Genomic DNA, 13,053 nt, shown 5'->3' with positions numbered 1-13,053 from the left:
CTGCGCGACACGTTGAAACAGCACCTCAAAGCCAACCTGCCGGACTACATGGTGCCGACGCATTTCCTGGTGCTGGACCAGTGGCCACTGACCGCCAACGGCAAGCTGGACCGCAAGGCCCTGCCCAAACCGGATGCCAGCCAGCTGCAACAAGGCTACGTGGCCCCACGCACGGCGCTGGAGCAGCAACTGGCGGCGATCTGGGCCGAGGTGCTGAAAGTCGAGCAGGTGGGCTTGCACGACAACTTCTTCGAGCTCGGCGGCCACTCGTTGCTGGCCACCCAGGTCACCTCGCGGATCCGCCAGCGCCTGAATGTGGAAGTGTCGCTGCGCAGCCTGTTCGAATCCGCCGACCTGCAAGCCTTCGCCCAGGCCGCCGGCGAAGGCGCGGCCAGCCTGGCGCCGGCGTTCAGCGTCGTGGACCGCAACCAGCCGCTGGCCTTGTCCTACGCCCAGCAGCGCCAGTGGTTCCTCTGGCAACTGGAGCCGGCCAGTGCCGCGTACAACATCCCGTCGGCCCTGCGCTTGAAGGGCGAACTGGATATCGAGGCACTGCGCATTAGCTTCGCCGCACTGGTCGCCCGCCACGAAACCCTGCGCACGACCTTCCACCAGGAAGGCGAGCAGGCTTGGCAACGGATCCATGTCGCAGGTGATTTCGACCTGCCGGTCGAGACGGTGGCGAGCGAGACGCTTCAGGCGCGAGTTGCGCAGGAGACCGCGCAGCCGTTCGACCTGGAGCACGGCCCGTTGCTGCGTGCCCGCCTGCTGCGCCTGGCCGCCGACGAGCATGTGCTGGTACTGACCCTGCACCATATCGTTGCCGATGGTTGGTCGATGCCGATCATGGTCGATGAAGTGGTGCGCCTGTATGCCGGGTACCGTCAGGGCGCCGAGGCGCAACTGCCGGCCCTGGTGTTCCAGTACGCGGATTATGCCGCCTGGCAGCGCCAGTGGATGGCGGCGGGCGAGCAGGCACGCCAGCTCGACTACTGGCGCCAGCAACTGGGCGACGAGCAACCGGTGCTGGAGTTGCCTGCCGACCGCCCACGCCCGTTGCAGTTGAGTCATGCCGGGGCACGCCTGGATATCCACCTGGAGCCGGAACTCGCCGAGGCGCTGAAAGCCACCGCACGGCAACAGGGCGTAACCCTGTTCATGCTGTTGCTGGCCTCGTTCCAGGTGTTGCTGCACCGCCTCAGTGGTCAATCGCAGGTGCGCGTCGGCGTCCCGGTCGCCAACCGCAACCGGGCCGAGACCGAGGGCCTGATCGGCTTCTTCGTCAACACCCAGGTGCTCAAGGCTGAGTTCGCGCCGCAGACCACATTCGCCGGGTTGCTGCAACAGGTCCGGCACACCGCCGTGCAGGCCCAGGCGCACCAGGATCTGCCGTTCGAGCAACTGGTCGAGGCGCTGCAGCCCGAACGCAGCCTGAGCCACAGCCCACTGTTCCAGGTGCTGTTCAACCACAAGGCGGAAAACCCCGGCATGGCCCAGGAACTGGCCGGGCTGCGGATCGAGGGGCTGGGTTGGGAAGATCGCAGCACCCAGTTCGACCTGGTCCTGAACACGGTCGAGCACGACGCGGGGTTGAGCGCCATCCTGACCTACGCCACTGCATTGTTCGATCCGGCCACTGCCGAGCGTCTGGGTAGGTACTGGCGCAATCTGTTGCAGGGCATCTGCCAGGACAGCGCCCAACGCGTGGCGCAGTTGCCATTGCTCGATGCGCTCGAGTTGGAGGAGTGGCAAGCGAATGTACAGCGTTACCCAAGCACCGAGTGCGCTCACGCGCTGATCGAGCAGCAGGCGGCGCATACGCCTGAAGCGATCGCCGTGACCTTTGCCGGGCAGGCGCTGAGCTATGACCAGCTCAACCGCCGCGCCAACCGCCTGGCGCACAAGCTGCGCGAGCAGGGCGTGGGGCCGGATGTGCTGGTGGGCATCGCGGTGGAGCGTGGTTTCGAGATGATCGTCGGCCTGCTGGCGATCCTCAAGGCCGGTGGCGCCTATGTGCCGCTGGACCCGGAATACCCGCAGGACCGCCTGAGCTACATGATGGAAGACAGCGGCATTCAGTTGCTGCTGACTCAAGGCCATTTGCTGGCCGGCCTGCCGGTACCGGCGCAGGTGCGCAGTCTGTCTCTCGAAGATGATCTGACTGGCTACAGTGACGAGAATCCGGAGCACCTGACCCGGCCAGACAACCTGGCCTATGTGATCTACACCTCGGGCTCGACCGGCAAGCCGAAAGGCACGCTGCTGCCGCACCACAACCTGCTGCGCCTGTTCAAAGCCACCGATGCCTGGTTCGGCTTCGGCCCGCAGGATGTGTGGACGCTGTTCCACTCGTACGCCTTCGATTTCTCGGTGTGGGAGATCTTCGGTGCGCTGCTGCACGGCGGTCGTTTGGTGATCGTCCCGCGTGAAACCACCCGTTCCCCGGAAGACTTCCACCAGTTGCTGGTGGAGCAGGGCGTGACCGTGCTCAACCAGACCCCATCGGCATTCAAACCGCTGATGCGTGTGGCCTGTGACAGCACTGCCGATCTGGCGCTGCGCTACGTGATCTTCGGCGGCGAAGCCCTGGATGTGGCTGCACTGCAGCCATGGTTCGAGCGCTTCGGCGAGGATTGCGACAACCTGATCAACATGTACGGCATCACCGAGACCACGGTGCACGTGACGTACCGGCCGATCCGCTTCGCCGACACGCAGCAGTCGAGCAGCCCGATCGGTACAGCGATTCCGGACCTGTCGATGTACGTGCTGGACGCCGATTTCAACCCGGTGGCCAAGGGCTGCACCGGCGAGCTGCATGTCGGCCACGCCGGCCTGGCGCGGGGTTACCACAACCGCGCCTCGCTGACCGCCGAGCGCTTCGTGCCGGACCCGTTCTCCAGTGAAGGCGGGCGCCTGTACCGCACCGGTGACCTGGCGCGTTACCGCGAACAGGGCGTGATCGAGTACGTGGGCCGGATCGACCATCAGGTGAAGATTCGTGGCTTCCGTATCGAACTGGGCGAGATCGAAGCACGCCTGCAAGAACATGCGGCGGTGCGCGAAGTGCTGGTGCTGGATATCGACGGGGCAGGGGGCAAGCAACTGGCGGCCTACCTGATTGCGAATGATCCATCCGCTGACCCGCAAGTGATGCGCGACACGCTGAAACAGCACCTGAAAGCCAACCTGCCGGACTACATGGTGCCGACGCACTTCCTGGTCTTGGACCAGTGGCCACTGACCGCCAACGGCAAGCTGGACCGCAAGGCCCTGCCCAAACCGGACGCCAGCCAACTGCAACAGGGCTACGTGGCCCCACGCACGGCGCTGGAACAGCAACTGGCGGCGATCTGGGCCGAGGTGCTGAAAGTCGAGCAGGTCGGCTTGCACGACAACTTCTTCGAGCTCGGCGGCCACTCGTTGCTGGCCACCCAGGTCACCTCGCGGATCCGCCAGCGCCTGAATGTGGAAGTGTCGCTGCGCAGCCTGTTCGAATCCGCCGACCTGCAAGCCTTCGCCCAGGCCGCTGGCGAAGGCGCGGCCAGCCAGGCGCCTGCCATTAGCGTGGCGGACCGCAACCAGCCGCTGGTGCTGTCGTACGCCCAGCAGCGCCAGTGGTTCCTCTGGCAACTGGAGCCAGATAGCGCCGCCTACCACATCCCTGCAGCCTTGCAACTGAAGGGGCGACTGAACCCCGAGGCGTTGCGTCAGGCCTTCGAGAGCCTGATCGCTCGCCATGAGAGCCTGCGCACCACCTTCGATCAGCAAGGTGGCGAGGCACAGCAGCGTATCCATGCGCCCGCGACGTTCACCCTGGTCATGGAATCGCTGCAGGATACCTCCACCGAGGCGGTCCGCGAGCGCGTGGCTCGTGAGATCCAGCGCCCGTTCGACCTGACCCAGGGGCCGCTGCTGCGGGTGCGCCTGCTGCGCCTGGCCGAGGACGATCACGTGCTGGTGCTGACCCTGCATCACATCGTCGCCGATGGCTGGTCGATGCCGATCATGGTCGATGAAGTGGTCGACGCCTACCTGGCCTTGAGCCAGGGCCGGCAACCCGAACAGCCGGCCTTGCCGGTGCAGTACGCCGACTATGCCGTCTGGCAGCGCCAGTGGATGGAGGCCGGCGAGCAGGCCCGTCAGCTGGACTACTGGCTGGCGCAGCTGGGCGCCGAGCACTATGTGCTGCAACTGCCCACCGATCATCCACGGCCCACTGTGCAAAGCCACGCCGGTCGCAGCCTCGCCATCGAGGTGCCGGCGCCGCTGGTTCAGGCTTTGAAGGCGCAGGCGCGCCAGCAAGGGGTGACGCTGTTCATGCTGCTGCTGGCTTCGTTCCAGAGCTTGCTGCACCGCCAGACCGGGCAGGCCGACATCCGTGTCGGCGTGCCGATCGCCAACCGCACCCGGACCGAGACCGAGGGCTTGATCGGCTTCTTCGTCAACACCCAGGTGCTCAAGGCGCAGTTCGAGCTGCACACGACCTTCAGCGCGTTGCTGCAACAGGTCAAGCACGCCGCCTTGCAGGCCCAGGCGCACCAGGATCTGCCGTTCGAGCAACTGGTCGAAGCGCTGCAGCCGGAGCGCAGCCTGAGCCACAACCCGCTGTTCCAGGTGATGTTCAACCACCAGGCCCAACGCCCGGACCAGGGGCGCGAACTGCCTGGGCTGAGCATCGAAGGCCTGAGCTGGGGCAACCCCACGGCGCACCTCGACCTTGCCCTGGATACTTTCGAAAGCGAGGACGGCCTCGGCGCGACCCTGACCTACGTCAGCGACCTGTTCGAGCACGCCACCATCGAGCGCATGGCCGCGCACTGGCTCAACCTGTTGCAGGCAGTCAGCACCCAGCCTGCCCAGCGGATCGTCGAGTTGCCGCTGCTCGATCAGGCACAGCGCCAGGTCATCCTCGGGCAGTGGAGCCGACACGAGGTGGTCTACCCCGACTCGCGCACGGTGCAGCAACTGTTCGCCGACCAGGCCGCGCGTACCCCGCACGCCACGGCGCTGATCTGCGAAGGGCAGCAGCTCACCTACCAGGCCCTGGACCTGCGCGCCAACCAGCTGGCCCATCGCCTGCGCGAGGCGGGCATCGGCCCGGACGTGCGCGTGGGCATCGCCCTGCCGCGCAGCCTGGACATGGTGGTCGGCCTGCTGGGCGTGCTCAAGGCCGGCGGCGCCTACGTGCCGCTGGACCCCGACTACCCGCACGAGCGCCTGGCCTACATGATGGAGGACAGCGGCATCGCCCTGTTGCTCTGCCACAGCGCCCAGCTGCAAGACCTGGCCGTGGCACCGCAGGTACGCAGCCTGTGCCTGGACAGCGAGCCGCTCGATGCCTGGCCGAGCCATGCGCTGCCGGCGCTGGGCGACCCCGACAACCTGGCGTACATCATGTACACCTCCGGTTCCACCGGGCGTCCCAAGGGCGTTGGCATCAGCGCCGCGGCGCTGAGCCGACATGCCCATGTCGCCCAGGGTTTCTGCGGCCTGTCGGCGGCCGACCGGGTGCTGCAGTTCTCCACCTTCAACTTCGACGCCTTCGTCGAGCAGCTGTACCCGGCGCTGATCTGCGGCGCCAGCGTGGTGCTGCGCGGCCCGACGCTGTGGGACAGCGAGACCTTCTACCGTGAAGTGGTGACCCAGGGCATCACCTTCGCCGACCTGCCGACCGCCTACTGGTACCTGCTGGCCAAGGACTTCGCGGCCAAGGGCCCGCGCGACTATGGTTCGCTGCGGCGCATCCACATGGGAGGCGAGGCCATGGCCGCCGATGGCGTGCTGGCCTGGCAACAGGCCGGGCTCGGCCATGTGCGCCTGCTCAACACCTACGGGCCGACCGAGGCCACCGTCAGCGTCATGAGCCACGACTGCAGCGCCTATGTCACCGGCGCGCAACCCCTGCCGGTGCAGATCCCGATCGGCAAGGCCCTGGGCGGGCGCTCGATCCACCTGGTGGACGCCGATGCCGACCTGGCCCTGCCGGGCGCCATCGGTGAACTGCTGGTCGGTGGCGAGCTGCTCGCCCGCGGCTATCACAATCGTCCGGGGCTGACCGCCGAACGCTTCATCCCCGACCCGTTCGCGACGACGCCGGGTGGGCGCCTGTACCGCACCGGCGACCTGGCACGCTATCGCGAGCACGGCGTGGTGGAGTACGCCGGGCGCATCGACCACCAGGTGAAGATCCGCGGCTTCCGTATCGAGCTGGGCGAGATCGAGGCGCGCCTGCGCGAGCACCCTGCGGTGCGCGAAGTGCTGGTGGTCGATATCGATGGCCCGGGCGGCAAGCAACTGGCCGCCTACCTGGTGCCCAACGCCCTGCCCGAGGCCGAGGACGGCCTGCGCGCCGAGCTGAAGGCGCACCTGGGCGCCAGCCTGCCGGACTACATGGTGCCGATGTACCTGGTGTTGCTCGAGCGCATGCCGCTGCTGCCCAACGGCAAGCTCGACCGCAAGGCACTGCCGGCCCCCGATACCCGCCAGTCGCAGCCGGCCTATTTGGCCCCGGTCAGTGAACTGGAGCAGCAGTTGGCGGCGCTGTGGGCCGAAGTGCTGCAGGTCGAGCGGGTGGGCCTGGGCGATGACTTCTTCGAGCTGGGCGGGCACTCGCTGCTGGCGGCCCAGCTGATTTCCAAGATCAACTCGGGCCTGGGCATCGACATCCCCCTGCGCCTGCTATTCGAGAAACCGCAATTGAATGATTTTGCCCAGGCCTGTGCCAGCACCGGCTTGTCGTTGAGCGAGGACGGCTTGTCCGATATCGAAAGAATGATGAATGAAATGGCGGGCGTCTGAGATGGACAAGAGCACAGCAGAACGTATCGCCAAGCGCTTTGTCGGCCTGGCCCTGGAGCAGCGTCGGCAGATTCTCGACAAGATGCGCGAGACCGGGCAGAGCTTCCGCTTGCTGCCCATCGCCGTGACCCGTCACGACAGCCCGCGCATCCCGCTGTCCTATGCCCAGCAGCGCATGCTGTTCCTCTGGCAGCTGGAGCCGCGCAGCAGCTTCTATAATGTGCCGATGGCGGTGCGCCTGAGCGGTTCGCTGAACCAGCAGGCCTTGGCCCAGGCCCTGGAGGCGCTGGTGCGGCGCCATGAGAGCCTGCGCACGCGGTTCGTCTCCGAGCAGGGCGAGTTCCACCAGCAGGTCCTCGAACAACCGGGCGTTGGCCTGGAGGTGCGCGAGGTGCAGGCCGGGCCGGGCGAGGATATCGAGCAGTGCCTGCGTACTGCGGTGCGCGAGGCGCTGGATGCGCCGTTCGACCTGCTCGAAGGCCCGCTGCTGCGGGTCCGGCTGTTGCGCCTGGCACCGACCGAGCACGTGCTGACAGTGTGCATGCACCATATCGTCTCCGACGGCTGGTCGGGCGAGCTGATGGTGCAGGAGTTCGTGCACCTGTACGAAGCGCTGTCGCAGGGCCGTGACGCCAACCTGCCGCCGCTGGAGGTGCAATACGCCGACTACGCGATCTGGCAACGCGCCTGGCTTGAGGCCGGCGAGGGCGAGCGCCAGTTGCAGTACTGGAAGCAGCAGTTGGGCGATGAGCACCCGGTGCTGGACCTGCCGCTGGACCACGAGCGCCCGGCGCACCCCAGCTACCGTGGCGGGACCCTGCGCAGCGATGTGCCGGCGGCGTTGTCGGCCAAGCTCAAAGCCCAGGCGCGCAGCCAGGGCCATACCGTGTTCATGCTGACCCTCGCGGCCTTGGCCGTGACCCTGTCGCGCTACAGCGGCCAGGCCGACATCCGCATCGGCGCGCCCAACGCCGGGCGCAACCGCAAGGAAGTCGAAGGCCTGATCGGCTTCTTCATCAACACTCAGGTGCTGCGGGTGCAGGTGGACGAGCGCCAGAGCGGCGCGGCGCTGCTGGAACAGGTGAAGCAGGTGGTCAGTGGCGCGCAGTCGCACCAGGAACTGCCGTTCGAGCACCTGGTCGATGCCCTGGCGCCGGAGCGCAACCTGGGCCACAACCCGTTGTTCCAGGTGAAGATCAACCAGAACATGGCCGATACCGAGGCCGGCGCCCAGGCCCGGCAGACGCTGGGTGAGCTGAGTGTCAGCGGTTATTCGGTCGAGGGCAGCGATGCACGCTTCGACCTGGCCTATGACTTCACCGAGACCCCCGACGGCCTGCAAGGCTACTTCACCTACAGCACCGACCTGTTCGAAGCCGCGACCATCGAGCGCATGGCCGCTTCGTTCCAGGCCGTGGTGCGTACGCTTGTCGAGCACCCCGACGCGGCGTTGCTCGACCACCCGGATGCCCAGGCCGCGCAGGTTGAAACCGCTGCCCAAGGCTGGCCGCAGCAGGATTTTCTCGCCCTGTGGCGTCAGGGCCTGCAAGCCGGGGCCGGGCAGCCGGCATTGCGCGCGGGGGATCGTACGGTCACCTATGCCGAGCTGGAGCAGCAGGCCAACCGTTTCGCCCATTACCTCAAGGCACAGGGTATCGCCCCGGGCATGACCGTGGCGCTGTGCCAGGAGCGCTCCATCGAGTGGGTGACCAGCCTGCTGGCGGTGCTCAAGCTGGGCGCGGTGTACCTGCCGCTGGACAGCCGCCAGCCGGCCGAGCGCCTGCGGCAGTTGCTGCAGGCCAGCGCCGCGCAGCTTCTGGTGCATGCCCAGGGCGACGACCAGGCGGCGGGGCTGGGCGTATGCCGCGCCGTGGCCCATGACACTTCACTGTATGGCGACTACGACGACCAGCCACCGGCAGTGCATGTCTTGCCGCAGCAGGCGGCCTACATCATCTACACCTCGGGTTCCACCGGGCAACCCAAGGGCGTGGTGGTCAGCCACGGGGCGCTGGCCAACTACCTGCAGGGCGTGCTGCAACGCCTCGACCTGCAGCCTGGTGCAAGCCTGGCGATGGTCTCCACCGTGGCCGCCGACCTTGGCCACACCGTGCTGTTCGGCGCGCTGGCCTCGGGCCGGCTGCTGCACCTGCTGGGTCACGACCAGGGCTTCGACCCCGATGCCTTCGCCAGCTACATGGCCGAGCACCGCGTCGATGTGCTGAAGATCGTGCCCAGCCACCTGCAAGGCCTGTTGCAGGCCGCGCAGCCGGAGCGGGTGTTGCCCGAGCAATTGCTGATCCTCGGTGGCGAGGCCAGTTCCTGGGCCTTGATCGAGCAGATCCGCCGCCTGAAGCCCGGCTGCCGGATCATCAACCACTACGGCCCGACCGAGACCACCGTGGGCATCCTTACCCACGAAGTCGGCGCGCGCCTGCCTGGCTGGCGCAGCGTGCCGGTGGGCCGGCCGCTGGACAACGGCCAGGCGCGGGTGCTGGACGCCTACCTCAATCCGCTGCCCGAGCGCGTGGCCGGCGAGCTGTACCTGGGCGGCCAGGGCCTGGCCCAGGGTTATGTCGGCCAGCCGGGCCTGACCGCTGAGCGCTTTGTCCCCGATCCGTTCGGTGACAACGGCGAGCGGCTGTACCGTGCCGGTGACCGCGCACGCCTGGACCAGGGGGTGCTGGAATACCTGGGCCGTGGTGACGACCAGGTGAAGATCCGCGGTTACCGGGTCGAGCCGGGCGAGGTCGGCCAGGTGCTGCAAGGCCTGCCCGGCGTGGCCGAGGCCGTGGTGCTGGCGTTGCCGCTGGACAGCGACCCCACGCGCCTGCAACTGGTGGCCTGGGCCGTGCCGTCGGCGGGTGTCGAGCTGCAGGCCGAGGCCCTGCGCCAGGCCCTGCTGGCGCGCCTGCCGGAGTACCTGGTGCCGGCGCAGGTGCTGCTGCTCGAGCGCCTGCCGCTGACCGCCAACGGCAAGCTGGACAAGCGTGCCCTGCCCAGACCCGGGGTGGTGGCCAAGCAGCGCTTTGTCGCGCCGGTGGGGGAAATCGAAGAGAAACTCGCGGCGATCTGGTGCGAGGTGCTCAAGCGTGAGCAAGTGGGCAGCACCGACAACTTCTTCGAACTGGGTGGCGACTCGATCCTCAGCCTGCAGATCATTGCCCGCGCCAAGCGCCAGGGCATCAAGCTCAGCCCCAAGCAGCTGTTCGAGAAGCAGACCATCGGCCAGTTGGCGGCGGTGGCCAAGCTGATCGAGAAGAAAGCGGCGGCCGAGGTGGTCGAGCAGGTCAGCGGCAGCCTGCTGCTGTCGCCGATCCAGGCGCGTTTCTTCGACACCGTGATTCCCCAGCGCCACCACTGGAACCAGGCGGTGCTGCTGACCCCGCGCCAGCCGTTGACGGCAGCCTTGCTGCAACCTGCGCTCAAGCTGCTGCTGGAACAGCACGACGCCCTGCGCCTGCGTTTCAGCGAGGATCAGGGGCAGTGGCAAGGCCAGTTCTCGCCGGTCGACGCGCAGCAGTTGCTGTGGGTACATCAGCTGGACGATGCCGCACGCCTGCCGGAGCTGGCCGATGAGGCCCAGCGCAGCCTGGACCTGAAGAATGGCCCGCTGCTGCGCGTGGTACTGATTGACCTGCCCGAGGGGCAACAGCGCCTGCTGCTGGTGATCCACCATCTGGTGGTCGATGGCGTGTCCTGGCGTGTCCTGCTCGAAGACCTGCAACTGGCCTGCCAGGCACTGCTGGCCGGCAAGGCGCCGGTGCTGCCGGCCAAGAGCAGTTCGCTCAAGGCCTGGGCCGAGCACCTGCGCGAGCATGCCCGCAGCCCCGCGCTGGTGGCCGAGCTGGCCTACTGGCAGGCGCAGTTGCAGGGTGTCAGCGACGTCCTGCCTGGGGCGAACCTGCAGGGTGGCCAGCAGCGCAAGCATGAAATATCGGTGCGCACCCACTTGAACGCCGAACTGACCCGGCAACTGTTGCAGGAGGCGCCGGCTGCCTACCGCACCCAGGTCAATGATTTGCTGCTGACGGCGCTGGCGCGGGTCATCCGCCGCTGGACCGGCGAGGCGCACGCGCTGATCCGCCTGGAAGGCCATGGCCGCGAAGACCTGTTCGATGACCTCGACATCACCCGCACGGTCGGCTGGTTCAGCAGCCTGTACCCGGTGAAGCTGACCCCCGCCGATGACCTGGGCGCGTCGCTCATGGCGGTCAAGGAACAACTGCGCGCCGTGCCGGCCAAGGGCATCGGCTACGGTGTACTGCGTTACCTGGGTGACGCGCAGGCCCGCGAAACCCTCGGCGCCCTGGCCCAGGGCAGCATCGTGTTCAACTACCTGGGGCAGTTCGACGGCAGCTTCGACAGCGAGCAAGGGTTGTTCACCCCGGCGCCGGAAGGTGCGGGGCAGGGGCAAAGCCCTGAGGCGCCGCTGGGCAGCCTGCTCAGCATCGATGGCCAGGTCTACGCCGGTGAACTGGCGCTGGACTGGAGCTTCAGCAGCGCCGTGTTCGAGCGTGGGCAGATCCAGCGCCTGGCCGACGAGTACGCCGAGGAACTGCGCCTGCTGATCGGCCACTGCACCAGCCCGGGCGTGGCGGGGGTGACGCCTTCGGACTTCCCGCTGGCCAGCCTCGACCAGCGCCAGCTGGCGGCGCTGCCGGTGGCGGCGGGCAACATCGAAGACATTTACCCGCTGTCGCCGATGCAGCAGGGCATGTTGTTCCACAGCCTGTACCAGCAGGAGACGGGCAACTACATCAACCAGACTCGCGTCGAAGTGCAAGGTCTGGACGTACCGCGCTTCATCGCGGCCTTGCAGGCTACCGTGGACAACCACGAAGTGCTGCGCAGCAGTTTCTTCAGTGGCTACGACCAGTCCCTGCAAGTGGTGCAGCGCCAGGTGCGGCTGCCGCTGGTCGAGCTCGACTGGCGTGACCAGGCCGATCTGCCGAGGGCGTTGCAGGAATGGGCCGAGGCCGACCTGCGTGCCGGTTTCGACCTGGCCAGCGGTCCGCTGCTGCGCCTGGCGGTGATCCGCAGCGCCGAACAGCAGTACCAGCTGGTGCTGACCAACCACCATATCCTGCTCGATGGCTGGAGCAGCTCGCGCCTGTTCGGTGAGGTGCTGCAGCGTTACGCCGGTTTCACCCCGGCAGGCAAGAACAGCCGTTACCGCGACTATATCCAGTGGCTGCAACGCCAGGACCAGGCCGCCAGCGAGCGCTTCTGGCGCGAGCGCACGGCGGAACTGGACGAGCCCACGCGGCTGGCCCAGGCCTTCAGGTCCGAAGCCCAGGGCCACGGGCAGGCCGAGCATCAGATCAGCCTGGATGCACAGCGTACCCAGCGCCTGGGCGAGTTTGCCCGGGACCAGCGGATCACCCTCAACACCCTGGTCCAGGCCGCGTGGCTGTTGCTGTTGCAGCGCTACACCGGGCAGGCCTGCGTGACCTTCGGCGCCACCGTGGCCGGCCGCCCGGCCGAACTGCCGGGCGTCGAGGAGCAGCTGGGGCTGTTCATCAACACCTTGCCGGTGGTCGCCAGCCCACGCCCGGAGCAGACCGTGGGCGACTGGGTACAGCACGTGCAAGGGTTGAACCTGGCCCTGCGCGAGCACGAGCACATGCCGCTGTACGAGATCCAGCGCTGGGCCGGCTGGAGCGGCGAGGCGCTGTTCGACAATATCCTGGTGTTCGAGAACTACCCGGTGTCGGAGGCGCTGCAGCAAGGCGCTCCCCAGGGGCTGGTGTTCGGCGAGGTGGCCAGCCAGGAGCAGACCAACTATCCGCTGACGCTGGTGGCCCAGGTGGGCGAAAAACTGTCGGCCAGCTTCAAGTTCGACCGCGCCAGCTATGCCGAATCGGCTGTCGGACAGATGGCGGCACATTTCGTCGAACTGCTGGAAGGGTTGGCGGACTCGTCGCAGCGGGCTTTGGGTGAGCTGGTGCTGAGCACAGCGCCGCTACAGGTCATTGACAGCTATCCGAGCTCGGCCTGCACCCACGCGCTGATCGAGCAGCAGGCGGCGCGCACGCCTGAAGCGATCGCCGTGACCTTCGCTGGGCAAGCGTTGAGCTATGGCCAGCTCAACCGCCGCGCCAACCGCCTGGCACACAAGCTGCGCGCACAGGGCGTAGGGCCGGATGTGCTGGTGGGCATCGCGGTGGAGCGCGGTTTCGAGATGATCGTCGGCCTGCTGGCGATCCTCAAGGCCGGTGGCGCCTATGTGCCGCTGGACCCGGAGTATCC

General features: G+C 67.3%; 1 protein-coding gene and 2 pseudogenes. All 3 read left to right on the top strand.

Annotated elements, in window-relative coordinates; genetic code table 11:
* The coding region (locus AC3WL2_RS25595) for an amino acid adenylation domain-containing protein (RefSeq protein ID WP_492574592.1) at window positions 1–6,801 on the top strand (6,801 nt) is incomplete at its 5' end.
* Window positions 6,782–12,694: pseudogene (locus AC3WL2_RS25590) on the top strand (amino acid adenylation domain-containing protein); the annotation flags it as partial. The gene AC3WL2_RS25595 and the pseudogene AC3WL2_RS25590, both read left to right, overlap by 20 nt.
* A gap of 165 nt (window positions 12,695–12,859) precedes the next feature.
* A pseudogene (locus AC3WL2_RS25585) lies at window positions 12,860–13,053 on the top strand (AMP-binding protein); the annotation flags it as partial.

This window comes from Pseudomonas sp. FW305-96, assembly GCF_058783825.1.
Note: the sequence above shows the minus strand (reverse complement) of the source record. Positions and strands in the feature narration are given on the sequence as shown.